The sequence below is a fragment of the Amycolatopsis orientalis DSM 43388 genome, assembly GCF_000411975.1.
Lineage (GTDB): Bacteria > Actinomycetota > Actinomycetes > Mycobacteriales > Pseudonocardiaceae > Amycolatopsis > Amycolatopsis orientalis_D.
This window is the reverse complement of the sequence record NZ_ASXG01000015.1, coordinates 72,343-91,958: the sequence shown is the minus strand read 5'-3', so window position 1 is coordinate 91,958 and position 19,616 is coordinate 72,343. Positions and strand designations below refer to the sequence as shown.

General features: G+C 69.3%; 20 protein-coding genes. 10 read left to right on the top strand and 10 right to left on the bottom strand.

The window, feature by feature from the left end:
- Window positions 1-12: 12 nt before the first annotated feature.
- From L942_RS01925 to L942_RS01910, 4 genes are all read right to left on the bottom strand, one after another.
- Window positions 13-528: a hypothetical protein gene (locus L942_RS01925; RefSeq protein ID WP_037354029.1), complete on the bottom strand. Its 516-nt coding sequence runs from the start codon at window positions 526-528 to the stop codon at window positions 13-15.
- Between the two features lie 231 nt (window positions 529-759).
- A complete protein-coding gene (locus L942_RS01920; protein ID WP_037354027.1) occupies window positions 760-1,179 on the bottom strand; it encodes a pyridoxamine 5'-phosphate oxidase family protein in 420 nt (139 codons plus the stop codon).
- Window positions 1,180-1,253: 74 nt separating this feature from the next.
- Entirely contained in the window at window positions 1,254-2,996 is a 1,743-nt protein-coding gene (locus tag L942_RS01915; protein ID WP_037354025.1) for an ABC transporter ATP-binding protein, read from the bottom strand.
- A complete protein-coding gene (locus L942_RS01910) occupies window positions 2,993-4,627 on the bottom strand; it encodes an ABC transporter ATP-binding protein (protein ID WP_037354387.1) in 1,635 nt (544 codons plus the stop codon). Before L942_RS01910 ends, L942_RS01915 begins: the two co-directional genes overlap by 4 nt.
- 133 nt (window positions 4,628-4,760) lie before the next feature.
- Between L942_RS01910 and purL the strand changes: the two genes are divergently transcribed.
- The gene (gene purL, locus L942_RS01905; protein WP_106964772.1) at window positions 4,761-7,043 is read left to right on the top strand and encodes a phosphoribosylformylglycinamidine synthase subunit PurL; all 2,283 of its coding nucleotides are present in this window, start codon (window positions 4,761-4,763) and stop codon (window positions 7,041-7,043) included.
- Between the two features lie 200 nt (window positions 7,044-7,243).
- Here the strand turns inward: purL and L942_RS01900 are convergent, their stop codons facing one another.
- From L942_RS01900 to L942_RS01890, 3 genes are all read right to left on the bottom strand, one after another.
- On the bottom strand, window positions 7,244-8,179 hold the full coding sequence (locus L942_RS01900; protein WP_037354020.1) for a pentapeptide repeat-containing protein: 936 nt from the start codon (window positions 8,177-8,179) through the stop codon (window positions 7,244-7,246).
- Window positions 8,180-8,183: 4 nt separating this feature from the next.
- Window positions 8,184-9,020, bottom strand: a complete 837-nt coding sequence (locus L942_RS01895) for a hypothetical protein (RefSeq protein ID WP_037354017.1) — start codon at window positions 9,018-9,020, stop codon at window positions 8,184-8,186.
- 187 nt (window positions 9,021-9,207) lie between these two features.
- Complete coding sequence (locus tag L942_RS01890) at window positions 9,208-10,098, bottom strand: lysozyme (protein ID WP_037354016.1); 891 nt, start codon at window positions 10,096-10,098, stop codon at window positions 9,208-9,210.
- Here L942_RS01890 and L942_RS45790 point away from each other — a divergent pair.
- Window positions 10,091-10,225 carry a hypothetical protein gene (locus tag L942_RS45790; RefSeq protein WP_268745701.1) on the top strand — a complete coding sequence of 45 codons (135 nt, stop codon included), beginning with the start codon at window positions 10,091-10,093 and terminating at the stop codon, window positions 10,223-10,225. The genes L942_RS01890 and L942_RS45790 overlap by 8 nt on opposite strands.
- A gap of 46 nt (window positions 10,226-10,271) precedes the next feature.
- Here L942_RS45790 and L942_RS01885 read toward each other — a convergent pair whose 3' ends face one another.
- Together L942_RS01885 and L942_RS01880 are read right to left on the bottom strand one after the other, a co-directional pair.
- Window positions 10,272-11,060: a lysozyme gene (locus L942_RS01885; protein ID WP_037354385.1), complete on the bottom strand. Its 789-nt coding sequence runs from the start codon at window positions 11,058-11,060 to the stop codon at window positions 10,272-10,274.
- A gap of 119 nt (window positions 11,061-11,179) precedes the next feature.
- Window positions 11,180-11,833 (bottom strand): type VII secretion system-associated protein, encoded by a 654-nt coding sequence (locus L942_RS01880; protein WP_037354013.1) that lies wholly within the window; start codon window positions 11,831-11,833, stop codon window positions 11,180-11,182.
- 59 nt (window positions 11,834-11,892) lie between these two features.
- Between L942_RS01880 and L942_RS01875 the strand changes: the two genes are divergently transcribed.
- From L942_RS01875 to L942_RS44100, 8 genes are all read left to right on the top strand, one after another.
- Window positions 11,893-12,273, top strand: coding sequence for a sterol carrier family protein (locus L942_RS01875; RefSeq protein WP_200862673.1), 381 nt, complete (start codon window positions 11,893-11,895; stop codon window positions 12,271-12,273).
- Between the two features lie 169 nt (window positions 12,274-12,442).
- Window positions 12,443-13,321, top strand: coding sequence for a helix-turn-helix domain-containing protein (locus L942_RS01870; RefSeq protein ID WP_037354011.1), 879 nt, complete (start codon window positions 12,443-12,445; stop codon window positions 13,319-13,321).
- A 482-nt stretch (window positions 13,322-13,803) separates the two neighbouring features.
- The gene (locus L942_RS01865) at window positions 13,804-14,043 is read left to right on the top strand and encodes a DUF397 domain-containing protein (RefSeq protein WP_037354009.1); all 240 of its coding nucleotides are present in this window, start codon (window positions 13,804-13,806) and stop codon (window positions 14,041-14,043) included.
- Entirely contained in the window at window positions 14,030-14,419 is a 390-nt protein-coding gene (locus L942_RS01860; RefSeq protein WP_037354007.1) for a hypothetical protein, read from the top strand. The genes L942_RS01865 and L942_RS01860 overlap by 14 nt, the downstream gene beginning before the upstream one ends.
- Before the next feature lie 601 nt (window positions 14,420-15,020).
- Entirely contained in the window at window positions 15,021-16,565 is a 1,545-nt protein-coding gene (gene purF, locus L942_RS01855; RefSeq protein WP_037354004.1) for an amidophosphoribosyltransferase, read from the top strand.
- Window positions 16,566-16,596: 31 nt separating this feature from the next.
- Window positions 16,597-17,667, top strand: coding sequence for a phosphoribosylformylglycinamidine cyclo-ligase (gene purM, locus L942_RS01850; RefSeq protein ID WP_037354000.1), 1,071 nt, complete (start codon window positions 16,597-16,599; stop codon window positions 17,665-17,667).
- A gap of 33 nt (window positions 17,668-17,700) precedes the next feature.
- Complete coding sequence (arfB, locus tag L942_RS01845) at window positions 17,701-18,129, top strand: alternative ribosome rescue aminoacyl-tRNA hydrolase ArfB (protein WP_037353997.1); 429 nt, start codon at window positions 17,701-17,703, stop codon at window positions 18,127-18,129.
- Window positions 18,130-18,628: 499 nt separating this feature from the next.
- Window positions 18,629-18,793, top strand: a complete 165-nt coding sequence (locus tag L942_RS44100) for a hypothetical protein (protein WP_158684403.1) — start codon at window positions 18,629-18,631, stop codon at window positions 18,791-18,793.
- A 53-nt stretch (window positions 18,794-18,846) separates the two neighbouring features.
- Here L942_RS44100 and L942_RS01840 read toward each other — a convergent pair whose 3' ends face one another.
- Window positions 18,847-19,578, bottom strand: a complete 732-nt coding sequence (locus L942_RS01840) for a GNAT family N-acetyltransferase (protein WP_037353994.1) — start codon at window positions 19,576-19,578, stop codon at window positions 18,847-18,849.
- Window positions 19,579-19,616: the final 38 nt, after the last annotated feature.

Genomic DNA, 19,616 nt, shown 5'->3' with positions numbered 1-19,616 from the left:
TGCGCACGGGGGTCACCGCTCCGGTGTCCAGCGAGAACTTGACGATGTGCTGATCAGGACTGTCCTGGCCGCGGAGACCACGGCGATCACCTGGCCGTGGTCCACCGCGAGCGGTGCCGCGACAATGCCGCCGCCGGGTGCCGGGGCTTCCCAGCGTTTGGCGCCGGTGCGGAGGTCGAACGCGGCGAGGCGATTGGGCTTCTGCGGGCTTGTCAGCGCGATCATCGTGGTGCCCGTGACGAGAGCTCGCGAACGCCGATGTGACGTGCCGTTCGAGATCCCGCTCAGGCTGTAGCCGAATCCGTCGTCGCCCATGAAGCCGTTGAACGCGTCTCCGGCCTCGATGGTGGAAACCGGTTCGAGCGAGTCGTCGAGAGTTTCGTATAGCCCTTTCGACGCATCGCTGAGGTAGGCGACCAGCGGCGACGCGCTCACCAACGCCATCGTGAGGTAGGACTGGCTCTTCACGAACTCGTTGTGCTGCTTGGTTTTTCCGGTCGCGGGATCGACGGAAACGGCGACGTACAAGTCGTTGCCGGAGTCCTTGGCGCTGCACGCTCATCGTTAGTTCGGCATTTCTGGCAGCCGTGGTGATCGCGGCGATCGTGGTACCGCTTGCGCTCACCAGCGGCACGGTGCCCGGCCACGCGATCGCGGTGTCCCAGTCAGGTCCGTGGCACGGAAATCCGATTCCTCCAAAGTTGCGCCACAGCTTTCACCGCGCCGGATTTGTCGTCTCCGACGACGGCCCCTTTCGCGTTACTTGCTGTGGTCGCTGGAGAGCCAGCGTTCGGTGCGCACCCGCACCAATACCGAGGTCTCCTTGAGCGAACCCTCGACGAACTTGCGCGCCTCGGCCTCCGGCGCGTACCGGGAGGCGATGGCGAGCGCCTGCTCGTACGTCGGAGCCGAGGACCGGTCAACGACCGGACCGGACACCGTGACGTACTTGTACGGCTGGGTTTCCTGCTGCACCGTGAGGCTCAGCTGGCCCGCCGCCTCGATCGCGCGGTCCTTCGCCGATCCGCGGTCCATCCAGATCAGCAGTTCGCCGCCGGGCTCGTAGTCGTACCAGACCGGCACGGCGAGCGGAGCCGCGCCTTCCCGGCCGATGGACAGCACGCCCACGCGCGCCTCGGCGAGGAATTTCTCTCGTTCGTCCACCGTCATGACCGCCATCCGGCGTCACCCCCAGGCTAGGAAGATCAGGATCCGCTTGTGGCCAACGCTGGACCCAAGGCAGACATTCCGCTTCAGCTCGCCGCTTCGACCAGCCGCGAGTACGGACCGCCAGCCGCGATCAGGTCCTGGTGCGGGCCGAGTTCGGTGATCCGGCCGCCCTCGACCACCGCGACCCGGTCCGCCGCCGCGGCCGTGTGCAGCCGGTGCGCGATCGCGATCACCGTGCGGCCTTCGAGCACCGAGTTCAGCGACCGTTCCAGCTCGCGCGCCGAACCGGTGTCCAGCAGTGACGTCGCCTCGTCCAGCACCAGCGTGTGCGGGTCGGCCAGGACGACCCGGGCCAGCGCGAGTTGCTGCGCGAGGCCGGCTGGGACCGCGTACGCGCCCGAACCCAGCTTGGTGTCCAGCCCGTCCGGCAGTCCGGCCGCCCACTCCGCCGCACCGGCCGACGCGAGCGCGGCCATCAGTTCGTCGTCGGTCCAGTCCCCGCCGCCGCGCTTGGCGGGCAGCGCCAGATTTTCCCGCAGCGTTCCGGAAAACGTGTGGTGCTCCTGCGTCAGCAGCAGCACCTCGCCGCGCAGCACGTCGTCCGCGAGCGTCGCCACCTCGGTGCCGCCGACCCGGATCGAACCCGCGGTCGGCGCCGAGATCCCGGCCAGCAGCCTGCCCAGCGTCGACTTGCCCGCACCCGACGGCCCGACGATCGCCAGCCGTTCGCCGCGCGGCACGCTCAGGCTGATGCCGTGCAGCACCTCGCGGTCGGCGGTGTAGCCGAAGCGGACGTCGCGCACCTCGATGTCGCGCCCGCGCGGCACGGCGGTGACCTTGCCCGCCGCCTCGGTCGGCTGCACGCCGATGATCCGCCGCGTCGCGGCCACCGCGACCTGCAGGTCCTCCAGCCAGAACATCGCCTCGCTGAGCGGAGCGGTCATCGCCTGCGCGTACGCCAGCATGGTCGTGATCGTGCCGAGCCCGGCCCAGCCCTGGCTGTACGCGAACAAACCGAGCAGCAGGAGCGCGGCGATCGGCAGCACGTAGCTGATCTCGAGCGACGGCAGCCAGCGCATCTGCAGTGCCCGCATCCGGCGTTCCCCGAGCGTCGCCTGGTCGAGCGCGTGGTGCCCAGCGCGCACGCGGCGCTCGGTGAGGCTGAGCGCCTCCGCGGTCCGCGCGCCCTCCACGGTCTCGTGGGTGATCGACTGCAGGTCGCCCCAGCGGTCGAGCATCCACGCGAACGCGGTCGGGATCTTCCGCTGGTACCAGATGTTCACCGGCACCAGGACCGGAATCGCCACGAGCAGGGCCAGCGCGAGCAGCGGCGAGGTCACGATCATCGCGATGGTCGTGAACAGCACCGTCACCGCGGCGATCAGGATTTCCGGCGCGGCGAACCGCACCGCGACGTCCAGCCGGTTGATGTCGCTGGTCGCCCGGCTGAGCAGGTCGCCGGTGCCGGCCGCCTCGACGGTGCCGAGCGGCAGGCCGAGCGCGTTCTTGACGAACCGTTCGCGGGTCTGCGCCAGCACGCGCTCGCCGAACATCCGGCCGCGCAGCCGGGCCGCCTTCCTCGCCCACGCCTGCAGCACGAGCACCACCACGAACGCCACGGCCAGCAGATCGACCCGCAGCGTCGGACCGTGTTCGACCACGCCGTCCACGAGCCGGCCGAGCAGCTGGGGCCCGGCCAGCCCGATCACCGTGGCCAGGCAGAACAGCCCGAGCATCACGGAAAACTCGCGCCGGTGCTCCACCGCCACGCGTTTGGCCCAGCGCCGTACCTCGCGTTTCGACGCCAGCGGGAGCCGCGTCGTCATACCGTCACTGCCTTTCCGTGCACGACCTCGTCGGCCACGTTCCTCCACAGTGGACTCTGGCTGAACACCACCGTGGTCCTTCCGGCGCGCAATTCCTTGGTGCGCTGGGTGATCCGGGCCTCGGTGTGCGCGTCGACCGCCGAGGTCGGCTCGTCGAGCAGCAGCACGTCGGAGTCCATCGCCAGCGCGCGGGCGAGGCTCAGCCGCTGCCGCTGCCCGCCGGACACCTCGCGCCCGCGTTCGCCGATCAGCTCGTCGACGCCGCGCGGCAGGGCCTCGATGATGTCCTCGGCGTCCGCCGCGTGCAGCGCCGCGAAGATGTCGACCTCGCGCGGGTGCTCCGGCGTCAGCTGATCGCGCAGCACCCCGGAAAACCACAGGTCCTGGTTGTGCGCGTACACCACTCGGCGGCGCAGTTCGGCGAGCGCGACGCGATTCGCGGGCACCCCGCCGAGCAGCACCTGCTCGCCCTCGTCCGCGTCGGCGAACCGGCTCATCCGGGCGGCGATCGCCTCCGCCTCGGCGCCGAGATCGACCACGGTCAGCTTTCCCGGCGTGATCCGGATGCCGCTGGCGGTGTCCACCAGCTCCAGCGGACCGTCCGGCAGCGGCTGCGGCGAAACCGGCTCGGCGAGCTTCGGCCGCAGGGCCAGCAGCCCGCACACCTTGCGCGCCGCGACCAGCGCCGAACTGAACGAACTGACCTGCTCGGTCGCCGTGCTGACCGGCACCACCAGGAACGCCGAAAGGCCGTAGAACGCCACCAGTTCGCCGACGCCGATCGTGCCGTCGAGGGCGAGCCGCGCGCCCAGCCAGGTGATCGCCACCGTGACCAGCCCCGGCAGCAGCACCTCCGCGGCGGCGAGCCAGGATTCGCTGCGCCCGACCTCGACGCCGGAGCGCCGCACCAGCTGGCTTGCCTCGCGGAACCGGGCGAGGAACCGCCGTTCGCCGCCGACGCCGCGCAGGATCCGCAACCCGGACACGATGTCCGCGCCGAGTGCGTTGACATCGCTCAGATTCTCCCGCTGCGCGGTTTTCCGCTTCTGCAGCGGCGCGAGCAGCGGGCCGATGCCGAGCACCGCGAGCGGGACGCCGACCAGCGCGACCGTGCCCAGCACCGGCGACGTGCCGAGCATCGCGACGCCGATCACCACGAACGCCACGACCGACCCGAACGTGCGGCCGACGACCTCGAACGCGTTGCCGATCCAGTTCATGTCCGACGACGTGACCGCGACGACGTTGCCCGTGCTGGTCGCGTCGCGCAGGGACGCGCCGAGCCGGGTCGTGTGGTCGGTGACCAGGCGTTGCGTGGTGCCCGCGCCGTGCATCCACAGGCCGTAGGAGGCGAAGTGCAGTCCGGTGCCGAGCAGCGCCTGCGTCACGCCGAGCACGCCCGCGACCAGCGCCCAGCGCCCCAGCGCGGACGAGTCGCCGGCGGCGATCGCCCCGACGCCCCGGCCGATCACCAGCGGCAGCAGGGCGCTCGGCAGCGACCAGCCGGCCCCGGTGACGATCGCGGCGAGCACCAGCCCCGGCCGCGCGCGCAGGACCGCCAGCAGATACCGGACCGGCGTCGGACGTTCCGGGAGCCGGATGTCAGGGAAGCGGTACGTGGCGGAAAGCACGATCACTGACGCTAAGCCGCCGGGACTGTCCGGCGCGACTGATTTATCCCCGCGCGAGCAGGGCCGGGCGGCTGCGGGTGTGACCCGGCCGACACGTAGTCTGGGGACTGTGGCGAACCCTGACACGGATACCGTGACCAGCACAGTTGACACCACCGCAGTGGCCGCGGCGACCCCGGAAACGAGCCAGCCGTACGTCGAACTCGGCCTCGCCGAAGACGAGTACGCGCGGATCCGGGAAATCCTCGGCCGCCGGCCCACCGACGCCGAGCTCGCGATGTACTCGGTGATGTGGAGCGAGCACTGCTCCTACAAGTCCTCGAAGAAGCACCTGCGCTACTTCGGCGAGACCGCCACCGACGAGATGAAGGCCAAGATGCTGGCCGGCATCGGCGAGAACGCGGGCGTCGTCGACATCGGCGACGGCTGGGCGGTCACCTTCAAGGTGGAAAGCCACAACCACCCGTCCTATGTGGAGCCGTACCAGGGCGCGGCCACCGGCGTCGGCGGCATCGTGCGCGACATCATGGCGATGGGCGCGCGCCCGCTCGCGGTGCAGGACGCGCTGCGTTTCGGCCCGGCCGACGCGCCGGACACCAAGCGCGTGCTGCCCGGCGTGGTCGCCGGCGTCGGCGGCTACGGCAACTGCCTCGGCCTGCCGAACATCGGCGGCGAGCTGGTCTTCGACCCGTCGTATGCGAGCAACCCGCTGGTCAACGCGCTGTGCGTGGGCGCGATGCGCACCGAGGACCTGCACCTGGCGTTCGCGTCCGGGGCGGGCAACAAGATCATCCTGTTCGGCGCGCGCACCGGTCTCGACGGCATCGGCGGCGTGTCCGTGCTCGCCAGCGACACCTTCTCCGGCGACGAATCCGCGTCCGGGCGGCGGAAGCTGCCCAGCGTGCAGGTCGGCGACCCGTTCACCGAGAAGGTGCTCATCGAGTGCTGCCTCGACCTGTTCCGGGAGAACCTGGTCGTCGGCATCCAGGACCTCGGCGGGGCCGGGCTGTCCTGCGCGACGTCCGAGCTGGCCGCGGCGGGCGACGGCGGCATGCACATCTACCTCGACCGGGTTCCGTTGCGCGCCACCGGGATGACGCCCGCCGAGGTGCTCTCCAGCGAATCGCAGGAGCGCATGTGCGCGGTCGTCGCGCCGGAGAACGTCGAGGCGTTCATGGCCGTCTGCGCCAAGTGGGACGTCATCGCCACTGACATCGGCGAGGTCACCGACGGCGAGCACCTCGTCATCACCTGGAACGACGAGATCGTGGTCGACGTGCCCGCGCACACCGTCGCGCACCAGGGCCCGGTGTACGACCGCCCGATCGAGCGCCCCGCGTTCCAGGACGGCCTGATCGCCGACACCTCCGCGAAGCTGCCGCGTCCGTCGACGCCCGAGGAATTGCGCGCGGACTTCCTGAAGCTCATCGCGTCGCCGAACCAGGCGTCGAAGGAATGGGTGACCTCGCAGTACGACCGCTACGTGCGCGGCAATTCGGTGCTCGCCCAGCCGTCCGACTCGGGCATGATCCGGATCGACGAGGAGAGCAACCGCGGCGTCTCGGTGTCCACCGACTGCAACGCGAAGTTTGTCTACCTCGACCCGTACCGCGGCGCGCAGCTCGCGCTGGCCGAGGCGTACCGGAACGTCGCCACCGGCGGTGCGACCCCGGTCGCGGTGTCCGACTGCCTCAACTTCGGCGCCCCGACCGACCCGGGCGTGATGTGGCAGTTCGAGCAGGCCGTGCACGGTCTCGCGGACGCGTGCGTCGAGCTGGGCATCCCGGTCACCGGCGGCAACGTCAGCTTCTTCAACCAGACCGGCGACACGGCGATCCTGCCGACCCCGGTGATCGCGGTGCTCGGCGTGATCGACGACGTCACCCGCCGCATCCCGACCGGCATCGGCGCGGAAGCCGGCGAGACCCTGCTGCTGCTCGGCGAGACGCACGACGAGCTGGACGGTTCGGCCTGGGCCCGCGAACTGCACGGGCACCTCGGCGGCGTTCCGCCGAAGGTGGACCTGGCCCGTGAGAAGCTGCTGGCCGAGATCCTGGTGGCCGGTTCGCGCGACGGCATGATCTCCGCCGCGCACGACCTCGCCGACGGCGGTCTCGCCCAGGCCCTCGCCGAAACCGTCCTGATCGGACAGTGCGGGGCCCGGGTGTTCCTCGACCGCGACCAGGACCCGTTCGTGCAGCTGTTCTCCGAGTCGTCCGGCCGCGTGCTGGTGGCGGTCCCGCGCACGGAAGAGCTGCGGTTCACCGAGATGTGCACCGCGCGCGGCCTTCCGTGGCGCAAGACCGGCGTCGTCGACCCGGATTCCGGCACGCTGGAGATCCAGGGCATCACCGAGTTCACCCTCGAGGAACTGCGGGAGACCTGGGAGAAGACCCTTCCGGCGCTGTTCGACTGAGCGTCTCGGGAGTGCCGGTGCGGACCGGCACCGGCACTCCCGACCGGAAGGTGACCGCCTCCGTCAGCTTTGCCCGCGGAATCGCTGGCCGGGGCTCGTCCGGATCGGCATGCCCGATCGACATGCCGCAGCCGAGGAAGCCGCGAACAGAGCGCGGGGAGCGCACCGCGTCGTAGACGTCCACGGTTTCTCGATGCTACTCAGACTGGCACCGCGACGAAGCCGCCATTCTGCGGTTTCAGCTCCCACCCGTCCGGCAACCGTACTTCCGCCGAATCCGAAAACGTCGCTCCGTCGAAGAGGACTTCCTTCGCGAAGGTCGCCCCCTTGAACGTCGTCCGCCCGGCGAACGTGGTCTCGGAGAAAGTGGCTCGCTCGGAGAACGCGGTGCCGGAGAACCAGGCGCGGTCGAGGAAAGTCGCGTTGCGGCAACGGAAAAGGCCTACCAGTCGACCAGGTCCAGTGCCCGCGGCGGTGAAGTAGGCCTGGCCGGTGAAGACGCAGCCGCTGAGGTTCGTGCTGCTGTACAGCGAAGCGTGCCGCAGCAGCAGGCCGCCGATCCGGCGGTGGGACAGGTCGAAGTACTCGAGTACCGCGCCGGTCAGGTCGAGGTCCGGACCCGGTCCGTCCACATCGGACGGTGGCAGCAGGTCCCGGATGAGCCGTTGCGCGGTGAGCCGCACCTGCAGTTCGCGTTCCTGCTCCGCCGTGCCTTCGAGGCCGCCGTAGCGGGCATGCGTGAACGGCCGCCGCAGATAAGAGCACAGCACGTCCAGCACGGTCTGCCGGTACTCCGGCCGCGTCCGCGCCAGTCCGGCCAGCGCGTGCAACGCCCCCACGCGCACCTGATCGGCTTCGTGGCCCAGCAATTCCACCGACTTCGCGAACCGCTCGTCGGAGATCCGCTCGCGGTCGACGTCGTGCCGCTGCTGCTCGATCGCCTGCCGTGCTTCTTCGACGCGACGGCGGCGATCGTTGAGCCACAACGCATACAGCGCCACGACCGCGCCACCGGCGAGACCGCCGGTTTTCAGCGCTTCACTGTGGCTCGTCGCGGGGTCGGTGAGCAGCCAGCCACCGACCCCGAACAGCAGTGCCACCGACGCGATCAGCGTCCACAGCAGCGGCGAGCGCACCGGGTCAGAAGGCCAGGATCAGGTACAGCCCCACGCAGTAGCCGCCCCCGCGGTTCATCACGACCATCGTGCCGCTGGCGTCCTTGCCCGACAGCGTGCCGCTGAGCCGGGCGCTCGTCGTGGCGCTGCCCTCGGTGACCTTGCCGAGCGTGAGCTGCGGGTCGCCGCTGGTGGTCTCGTCGATGCTCTTCTTCGACATACTCTCGGTGCCCTGGCAGGCCATCGCGGTCGCGCCGGCCGCGTCCTTGGCGTTGAGCTTCGCGAGGAAGTCGTTGATGAACTGCCGCGCCTCGCCCGACCCGGATCCGCCGGAGTCGGGTGCGTCGCTCGAATCCGTGGACGGCGAGGACGAGTCGCTCGGCAGCGGCGCCTCCGACGACTGGGACGGGGCCGGCGCGGGCGGCTGCGCCTGCGAGGTGCTCTTGTCGTCCTTGCTCAGGAAGAACCCCGGCGCGACGAACCCGGTGATGCCCAGCGCGACCAGCACGACGACTGCCACCGCGATGCCGATCCACAGGCCGGTCTTGTTGCTCTTGGGCGGCTCGCCGCCGGGTCCGCCGGGGTATTGCCCCTGGTCCCAGCCCTGCTGCGGGAACTGCTGGGTGCCGCCGTAAGGCTGCTGCGGATAGCCCGGGTACTGCTGCTGCGCGTTCGGGTCCCACCCCTGCTGCTGGGCGTTCGGATCCCACGCGGGCTGCGGTGCGTTCGGGTACCCGCCCGGCTGCGGCTGAGCCTGGTTGGGGTCCCACCCCGGCTGCTGCGGCACCCCGCCCGAGCCGGGTTGCTGCCAGCCCTGGCCGTAGGGGTCCCCGCCCTGTCCGGGCTGCGGTGGGTAAGTCATGGTTCCGCCTTCCTGCTGCACCGACTCGCGCCGCGGTCTGACGCCCCGCCGGCTCAGGCGGTTCCGTCTCCGCCCCAGGTCTGCAATTGTGCAAGGCGGGTAACGCGCGCACAAAGGCGGCTCCCGGCCGCCCCGCCCGGCAGGAGGAGGGGAGAACCGGGAGCCGCGTCCGTGCGCGCCGCTCAGGTCAGCCGTTGGCGAGTGCCTGCAGCCGGTCGTAGGCGCCGTTGAACGTGTCCTGGTCAAGCGGGCTCGAGGTGTACTGCCACACGGTGTAGTAGCCCCAGTTGTACGGAAGCGTTCCGGCCGAGGACGCGTACCGCGCGACCCACAGCGGCGCGGTGCTGGAGAAATCTCCGTCGACGCATTGGTTCCACCAGTTCGTCGACGTGTAGATCACCGGCCAGCGGCCCGTTTTCGCGTGATAAGTGTCGTGGAAGTCCTTGATCCACGCCGTCATCGCGGATTTGCTCAGGCCGTAACAGGTCGCGCCGTAGGGGTTGTACTCCATGTCCAGCGCACCGGGCAGCGTCTTGCCGTCCCGGGACCAGCCGCCGCCGTGCGCGACGAAGTAGGTCGCCTGCGCCGCTCCGCTCGAGGTGTTCGGGGTGGCGAAGTGGTAGGCGCCGCGGATGAAGCCTTGGTTGTAGGAACCGTTGTACTGCTGGGCGAAGTACGGGTTCGTGTAGTTCGTGCTCTCGGTCGCCTTGGTCCAGACGAATCGCTTGCCCTGGCCCCACCAGTTGCCCCAGTCGACGTTGCCCTGGTAGCTGGCGACGTCCATGCCGGCCACCGTGGCCGCCACCTGGTTCGGCAGCGCGGCCGCGGGTTGCGGCTGCTGCGCGGCGGCTTTCGTGCCGGGGGTGGACTGATCCCCCTCGACGCGCCGGATCTGCGACCCCATGGTGTGGTTGTTCGCCTGGATGTCGGCGTTGACGGCGTTGATCTCGCTCGCTGAAAGCGGGGAAGCCGCCGGTGCGGCCGTCGCCTCCGTTGAAGCGCCGAGCAGGAGCGCGACAACCGGGACGGTCAGAGCGGACAGCAGCGCGGTGCGCCGTCCTCTTCGGGAAGTGGACATCGTCGATCCCTTCACAGATACCCTCGCGGAGGGCGGCTATGTGCAGGTAGCCGCCACGGGGGAGATTCTTGAGGACGCATCGTCGTTTGTCATCAAGTTCCGTGAAGATGAATGGGCGGGTGGGTGATTTTCATCGGGCGGTGATGACTAATTCGTGACGACGTCGTGAACGTTCACCCGAATGCCAGATTGCGTAGCGCTGTTTGGGCTCCGTTGAGCCAGTTCTGGTCGCCGGGCAGGGTCCCGCTGTTCGAGAACTGCCAGATGGCGTGCTGTCCCCAGCCCGCGGGCAGTTCGCCGATGAAGGAGTTGTAGCGCGCGATCCAGAGCGGATTCCCTCCGAAAGAAGGGTTGTTTCCGGTGCAGCGTTTCCACCAGCTCGTCGACGTATAGATCGTCGGCAGCCGTCCGGTGCGCGCGCGATAGGTGTCGGAGAACGCGCGGATCCACGCGACCATCCCGTTCGCGTCCTTGCCGTAACACGTTTCGCCGTAGGGGTTGTATTCCATGTCGAGTGCGCCCGGAAGCGTCTTGCCGTCGGCCGACCAGCCGCCGCCGTGCGCGAGGAAGTAGTTGGCCTGCGCGGCGCCGTCGGACACGTCCGGGCGCGCGAAGTGGTAGGCGCCGCGGACGAGTCCGACTTGGTAGGAACCGTTGTACTGCTGGGCGAATTGCCCGCTGACGAACCCGGTGCCCTCGGTGGCTTTCACGTACACGAACTTCGCGCCGGCCGCCGCCGCGGCGGGCCAGTCGACCGGGCCCTGGTGTCCGCTGACGTCGTGCCCGAGGTACTGGTCTTCGGTCGTGTACGAGATGTTCGGCGCTCCCAGCACGCCTTCGTGCTTCGCGATTTGCGAACCGGCGTAGTTGTCCGCGGCCCCGGCGTAGCTCGGCGCCGCCTCCGCCGCCTCGCACAGGGACGTGCCGGCGATCCCGGCGAAGAGAACCGCGCTCCAGCGCAGCAGCAGATGACGCTTCACCCAGGGCTCCTCACCGGACGCGTGTACTCCTGCTGCGTCACGATGCCCGGATGAGCGGGTTTCGGCGAATCATGATCACCCGCCAGTGTGGTCTGCGCAGGTCAGCGCCGTTCTTCGGCCAGCGCCTTCATCAGGTGCTCGGCCGGGACGACGGCGGTGATCAGGTCGTGCGGGTTGATCGCGAGCGGATGCCCGGCGAGCAGCCCGACGATGTCGCGGCCGAGCACCGCGCGGGCGTGCGGCCATTCGCGCGGGACCAGCGACTTCGACGTGTACGCCGGGACCAGCACGCGGCCGTCGGCGTTGTGGAAGCCGATCACCGTGCGCTGCACCGGGGACAGCGCGTAGACCAGCAGCGTCGAATCGAGGATGACGCGCGGCAGGTCCTCGGCGGGCCGGTGGTCGGTCCGGACCATCTGCAGCAGCCGCTCGAGTTCGTTGCGCGGCTCGGGAAAACCGAGCGCCTTCGGCGAGGGCCGGTACCGGTCGTTGGGGTGGAAGTCCTCGACGACCTCTCCCGTCCCGTTCACCGGATACGCGCCGACGACCGCCCACGACGGCACCGGGCCGCGGGCGTCGAAGGCCTCGTCGATGACATACAGCCAGCTGTTCGGGTTGGTCCGCGCGTTGGCCCGCATCTCGGGAGTGATCTCGGGTTTTCCTTGCGGTCCGCGGCGGGGGTACGCGTTCCGGCGCGCGCGTTTGCCCGCCGGGGTCCGGGAAACCATCCGATCTGCCTCGTCCCGCTGCGCCATCGCCGTCCCTCGGTGCCGGGTGCCTGAAAGTCCGTCCGCGGCCACTCTACTGTTGTCGCATGGCCTCTTCGCGTTCGGTCGATCCCGCTCAGTTACGAGCGGCGGTGCTGGCCGTTTCGGACTGGTTGCGCGGCTCCGGACCGGATCCGGCGCGTCCCGAGCTGGCCGCGGCGGTCCGCGCGACGCTGCGCACGCTCGCCCAGGACGCGCCCGGCCACACGGTCGAGGTGCGGGTGCCGCCGTACGCCGCGGTGCAGTGCATCGAGGGTCCGCGGCACACCCGCGGCACGCCGCCGAACGTGGTCGAGACCGATCCGCGGACGTGGCTCGAACTGGCCACCGGCCTCCTGGAGTGGGACGACGCGCTCCGCGCCGCCCGCGTTTCCGCCTCGGGCAGCCGGGCGGACCTTTCGCACTGGCTCCCGGTCGTCCGGATCTGATTTACCGCGGCAAATTGTTGTCGCAGGTGTGTCTTCTGAGGCACACACTCCGTAGAATCGCCTGAGCCGAGGCTTGTGCCACGCTGTCCGGGGCCGGGCCTTGCGTGTACTTTGGGTAGTCGGATTTCGATTTCCCCGACGAACGAGCGGCGATGGAAGGGCCCTGGTCATGAACGCGGTAGGCGTGTCCGCCGGCGAGCAGAGCCTCGGCCCGACAGCGCGCCGGATGATCCTCGGTTCGCAGCTTCGCCGGTTGCGCGAGGAAGCCGGGATCACGCGCCAGCAGGCGGGCTACAACATCCGCGGGTCGGAATCCAAGATCTCCCGGCTCGAACTCGGCCGCGTCGGCTTCAAGGAACGCGACGTCGCCGACCTGCTCACCATGTACGGCGTCTCCGACGAGGAAGAGCGCAAAGCGTTCCTCGACATGGTCAAACAGTCGAACGAAGCGGGCTGGTGGCGCAAGTTCGGGGAGACGGTGCCCGGCTGGTTCACCGACCTCGTCGGACTGGAGGAAGCGGCGTCCCGCATCCAGATCTGGGAGCCGCTGTTCGTGTCGGGCCTGCTGCAGATCGAGCCGTACGCGCGAGCGATCTTCAGCCACGGCCGTCCGGAAATGGCCGACGAACGCGTGGACCAGCTGGTAGCCCTGCGGATGCGGCGGCAGAAGATGCTGGCCCGCCCGGACGCGCCGCGGATCTGGGCGGTGCTCGACGAATCGGTGCTGTACCGGCCGATCGGCGGGCCGAAGGTGTTCCGGCAGCAGCTGGAGTACCTGCTCGAGGTCACCACGCTGCCGCACGTGTCGGTGCAGATCCTGCCGTACTGCCGAAGCGGCCTGTCGGCCGAGCACGCGTTCTCGCTGCTCCGCTTCGCCGAGGCGGAACTGCCGAACATCGTCTACGTCGAGTACCTGACCGGCGCGCACTACCTGGACAAGCGCGACGAGATCGAGAAGTACGGCCGGGCGCTGGACCTGCTGGCCGTCGACGCGGAGACTCCCGAACGCAGCCGGGCCCGCATCGCCAAGCGCAAGGCCGAGATCTAAGCCGCGGCTCCCGCACCGGCCGTCCGGTCCCGGGGGAATTCTCCGCACCGGGAATTCCGCCCCGGCCATCCGTGCGACGGGTAGCTGAATAGAGCTAGCCCACCCGCATTCTCCTTACTGCTCGTGCATAAGTCCGGAACTCCGTTACCCCTGACCCGGTTCCAGGTCTCCCCGTCGCCTGTTCCGTCCTCACGGTATGTGTTCTTCCTTCACCCACCGCACCCGGCAGCGGCGAGTTGCGAACGCACTGCGTTATCACGTGGCCAATATCGTGACCCAAGGTGATAATTAACCCGTTCGGGTAGTGCTCGAATCACCTGTCCGGGAACTTCTACTGAATCGTGTCGTCACGCAGTGAGAAATTTGCAGAAAATTCTGCACGTGCATTTACCGCTGCATGCGCGCGTGCTAGCGTCGAAGTCACAGGAAGATGCACATGCAGATTCCTGAGCTTTTCATCGTCCTTCCCGGAAGGTGGCATCATGGCTGAGCGGTTCGAGAACGGTATTCCGGCCGACCGTCTGACCGGCGCGCAGTGGCGCAAGGCGAGCTACAGCGGCGCGGTAGGCAACTGCGTCGAGGTGGCCCCGCTGGCCTCGGGCGAGATCGCGATGCGGAACTCCCGCTTCCCGGAGGGCCCGGCGCTCGTCTACACGCGGGCGGAGATGGCCGCCTTCCTCGCCGGCGCGAAGGACGGCGAATTCGACGATGTCCTCGGCTGAGACCGACGTCGTAGGCTCCGGCTTCGACATCGAGCAAGGCCTGCAGCAACTGATCGCCCGCGGCTACCAGTTCGTCCACCCGACGGACGGAAGCGGCGAGGTGCAGGCCGTGGTCGGAGTGCGAGTCCACGACAACGTAGTAGACGTGGTCCGGCTGAACGCCGAAGACGACGTCGAGGCCACCCGCCTCCCTGGCGACGAGCAGAACATCTTCGCCCCCGCGTCCACGCTGTGGCGCACGCGCGGCGAAGCAAGCCAGGTACTGGGCGAAGTACTAGCCCTCCCGGAGCGCCCATCGGCCCCCGTCGCAGCCTCCGCGAACGGCTGCTGGGTCCCCGGCCGAGGCGGCCGCTCGAAGTGGCTAGCCGCCCGCTAGTTCACCCACTCCGCGCTGTTCCCCGCCGGTGCCCCCCGATTTCAGGCCCGGTACGAAGTGGCCCAATCCACCTCGTACCGGGCCTGGCTCATTTCCGCCTCGCCCTCGCTCCGGCCGCGCGCACCCACCCCGGCTCCGAGCGACCGTCCACTGGCCGTGAGGGACTCCTTCCCAGACGCAGATTCCCTCAAGGAGCCCTTCACGGACCGCCCCCGACCGCGCCGCCGCCCCACGCGCGAGCAACAAACCCCACCCACCCACCGCCACCGGAGCACCCAGCAGCTCCATGCAGCCACCCCCCACCCTGCACCCCGATACGAAGCCTCCCTGCGGTCTGAGGGTGGTTGTCAAGGCACGCTTTCCCGCCTTGACAACCACCCTCAGACCGTCAGCACACTCGGCTTCGGGGTGCCTGCCCACCCCGGGGGGCGCAATGTCGCCGCCAGGCGACGAGGCAAACGCCTCCCCCGCTCCAAACCGAGAGCACCGCTCACATCCCTCTCCCCCGTAGTGGGCAGAACCACGCCGCGAACCGCCTCCCCGCCCCCGCCACCCCTTACACTTGAACCCGGCCCGCCCACGTCTTCCTGGGAGCTTCCCGGTGGTTTCCGACCCCTCCGCCAGTCCTGCTCGACCCGAAGATCACGATCAACCCGAACCGGAACCCCGTGAGGAGTGCGGCGTCTTCGGCGTCTGGGCTCCCGGGGAAGAGGTCGCCAAGCTCACCTACTACGGCCTCTACGCCCTGCAGCACCGCGGCCAGGAGGCAGCGGGCATCTCGGTCTCGGACGGCTCGCAGATCGTCGTCTTCAAGGACCTCGGGCTCGTCAGCCAGGTCTTCGACGAGCAGGTCCTGCAGTCGTTGCAGGGGCACATCGCCGTCGGGCACTGCCGGTACTCCACGACCGGGGCCACGATCTGGGAGAACGCCCAGCCGATCTTCCGCACCACGGACACCGGCAGCGGCCTGTCCTTCGCGCACAACGGCAACCTGGTCAACACCGCGGAGCTGCGCGATCGCACCGTCGCCGCGGGGCTGAAGCCGCACGCCGGGCTCACCGGGTCCTCGAGCGACTCCGACCTCGTCTGCGGGCTGCTCGCCGCGAACGCCGCGGACAAGGGCATCGAGGCCGCCGCGCTGGACTTGCTGCCCACCCTCAAGGGCGCGTTCTGCCTGGTCTTCGCCGACGAGAACACTCTGTACGCGGCTCGCGACCCGCATGGCGTGCACCCCCTGGTGCTCGGCCGGCTGGAGCGCGGCTGGGTCGTGGCGAGCGAGACCGCCGCCCTCGACATCTGCGGTGCGTCGTTCGTGCGCGAGGTCGAGCCGGGCGAGCTGATCGCCATCGACGCCGAGGGGCTGCGTTCGTCGCGGTTCGCCAACCCGGAGCCCAAGGGCTGCGTTTTCGAGTACGTCTACCTTGCTCGTCCGGACACGTCGATCGCCGGCCGCAGCGTGCACGCCACGCGCGTCGAGATCGGCCGCAAGCTGGCCGCCGAGCACCCGGTCGACGCCGACCTCGTGATGCCCGTGCCGGAGTCCGGCACCCCGGCCGCGATCGGGTACGCGCAGGGTTCGGGCCTGCCGTACGGCACCGGCCTGGTCAAGAACGCCTACGTCGGGCGCACCTTCATCCAGCCGTCGCAGACCATCCGGCAGCTCGGCATCCGGCTGAAGCTGAACCCGCTGCGCGACGTCATCCGCGGCAAGCGCCTGGTCGTGGTGGACGACTCGATCGTCCGCGGCAACACGCAGCGCGCGCTCGTGCGGATGCTGCGCGAGGCCGGGGCGCTCGAGGTGCACGTGCGGATCGCGTCGCCGCCGGTGCGGTGGCCGTGCTTCTACGGCATCGACTTCGCCTCGCGGGCCGAACTTGTCGCCAACGGCGTCGACCTCGACGGCATCCGCCGCTCGATCGGGGCCGATTCGCTCGGCTACATTTCGCTGGACGGCCTGGTCGCGGCGTCCGAACAGCCGAAGTCGCGGCTGTGCACGGCCTGCTTCTCCGGCGAGTACCCGATCCCGCTGCCCGAGGACGCGCTCATCGGCAAGCACCTGCTCGAAAGCATGGACGCCGCCGGTGGCGCGGCGACTCCGGTCAGCGCCGCCGGGTACGGTGCCGAAGACGCCGTCCGGCGTCCGTGAACCAAGCATGTCCAGTAGGGAGTCCGCTTCCGTGAGCGAGTCCACGAGCGCCACGTACGCAGCCGCCGGGGTCAGCATCGACGCCGGTGACCAGGCCGTCGAGCTGCTCAAGCCACACGCCGAGCGGGCCACGAGGCCCGAGGTGCGCGGCGGGGTCGGCGGTTTCGCCGGGCTTTTCTCCCTCAAGCTCGACAAGTGGAAAGAGCCGATCCTCGCGTCGTCCACCGACGGCGTCGGCACGAAGATCGCGGTCGCGCAGGCGCTCGACAAGCACGACACGGTGGGTATCGACCTGGTCGCGATGGTCGTCGACGACCTGGTCGTCACCGGAGCCGAGCCGCTGTTCCTGCAGGACTACATCGCGGTCGGCAAGGTCGTGCCGGAGAAGATCGCGGCGCTGGTCGGCGGCATCGCCGAAGGCTGCGTCCAGGCGGGCTGCGCGCTGCTCGGCGGCGAGACGGCCGAGCACCCGGGCCTGATGGGCGAGCACGACTACGACCTGTCGGCCACCGGCGTCGGCGCGGTCGAGGCGTCCGCGCTGCTGTCGCCGGAGAAGGTCCGCCCCGGTGACGTCGTGCTCGCGATGGGCTCGTCCGGTCTGCACTCCAACGGCTACTCGCTGGCCCGGCACGTGCTGCTGGACATCGCGCGGATGCCGCTGGACGGGCACGTCGAGGAGTTCGGCCGCACGCTCGGCGAGGAACTGCTCGAACCCACCAAGATCTACGCGAAGGACTGCCTCGCGCTGGTCGCCGAGACCGAGGTGCGCACGTTCGCGCACATCACCGGCGGCGGTCTCGAAGCGAACCTCGCGCGCGTGATGCCGCGCGGCCTGGTCGCCAAGCTCGAACGCGGCACGTGGACGCCGGCCCCGGTGTTCGCGCTGATCGGGCAGCGCGGCAAGGTCGAGCGCGCGGAGCTGGAGAAGACGTTCAACATGGGCGTCGGCATGGTCGCGATCGTGTCGTCGGAGGACGTCGACCGGGCGCTGGCGGTGCTCACCGCCCGGCACGTGCCCGCGTGGATCCTCGGCGACGTCCAGCCCGCCGAAGACCCGGACGGCCCGCGCGCGGTCCTGTCCGGCGACCACCCGCGGTTCTGAAAGCCGCTTGCCCGGTCTTGAGACACTGAGGACATGGCGGAGGACGTACGCGTCGGCACCCGGTTCGTGATCCCGGGTGCCGAACTGCGCGAGCGCTTCTCCCGATCCTCCGGACCGGGCGGCCAAGGCGTGAACACGACGGACTCGCGCGTCGAGCTGTCGTTCGACGTCGCGGGTTCCGCCGCGATCCCGCCCGCGCTGAAAGAACGCATCACGGCCCGGCTGGGCACCCGCCTGGTCGGCGGGGTGCTGACCATCGCGGCCAGCGAACACCGCTCCCAGCTGATGAACCGCGACGCGGCCCGGGAACGGTTGGCCGAGGTGCTGACGAAGGCTTCCGCACCCCCGCCCGCCAAACGTCGTCCGACCAAGCCTTCGCGAGGCTCGAAGGAACGTCGCCTGGCAGCGAAGAAACGCCGCAGCGACGTGAAACGCGGCCGCGGCGGGCGGTATGACGATTAACGTTGTTGATCACTGCGGGTGAAGGTCTGCCTAGCGATATCGCTGAATTGCCTTCTTGTGGCTTGTTTTCCGGCTTCGCTATTCCTGATGAGTGACGCGATCTCCGGAACGGCCAATTCCCGATGAAATCGATTTCGACCACCTCGATCCAGTGGTAGCTGAGGACGTTTACGCACGTCTCGGCGCTATCCGGCGGGCCTGCCCAGTGGTGAAAAGCTCGGCGCACGGCGGGTTCCACCTGCTGACCGGCTACGACGAGATCCGGCAAGCGGCTGGCGATGGCGAGGTATTCAGTTCGTATGTGCATGGGCTCGGCGCCGCGGATGTCGTAGTCGAAGATGCCGTTGGGCGGAGTCTTCCTCGACGTCGGGGATCGGGTTCTGCTCGCCTGGGGAAGCGCCAATCGTGACGAGCGGCATTTCAGCGACGGGGACGTTTTCCGCCCTGAGCGTGGGCGGACGCGGCCCGCGCATCTTGGCTGGGGCTCCGGTGCGCATCGATGTCTCGCCGGCACCTTGCGCGGCTCGAGTTGCGGGTCATGGTGCGGGAACTGCTTGCAGCCCTGCCGAACATGCGGCTTCAAGCGGATGCCCGGCCCCGGCGCACCTACGGCGTGATCCGGGGAGTGCGGGAAGTCGCGGTCGAATGGGACGCCGCCGGATAGCAGGCCCTCGCCGCCGCGACGGTCGTGTGTTGCGGCGGCGAGAACCCAAAGTCCTAGCTCAGCGACAGGTGTACACACTCACCGGCGACCTGATACCCGGCTCGCCGGTACACCGTCCCAATCCCCACCTCACCCGGCGTGAGAAACGCCGTCCGGGCACCGCGTTCGTGGGCCAGGCGGGTCAGGTGTGCGGTGATCGCCGCCGCGATGCCTTGGCCTCGGTAGTCGGCGGCCACTGCGATGCCGGCGATTTCCGTTGTTCCGGACACGATGTCCAGTGCGATTCCGCCGCCCACAACGGTTTCGCCGTGTTCGGCCATGACGGTCAGGTGTTTGCGGCTGCGTTCGACCTCGGCGTCGGACACCTCCGGCGACTCTCCGAAGGCGACGTTCTGCACCGAACGCAGGCGGCGGAATTCGTCGTCGGACGACGGCTCGCGCAGCTGAATGTGTTCTGGCGCAACGCAATCGGTGCGGTCTTCGGCAGTGCACGTCATCACCGGCACCCGACGCTCCAGGGTGAATCCCGCGGCGACAAGAGGTGCCTCGACGTCGGGGGCGGCTTCGGTGAAGAACTCCAGCCGGGGCAGGAGATTTCGTTGCTGGTAGGCGGAAATCAGCAGAGCGATCTCCGCGGACGACGGCTTCGCACGCTCGTCGAGGATGGCGTAGTTCGCCATCGGATGAGAGCTGTCCTGGGCGAATGTCGCCAGGAACGGGCCGATTCGCTCGGTTTCGCGGCCGATCGGTGCGGTCGCGCGGACGTATGCCTGCAGGGCGGACATGGGAGAAAGCCTTTCGAGAAAAAGGAAAGCCTGGACAG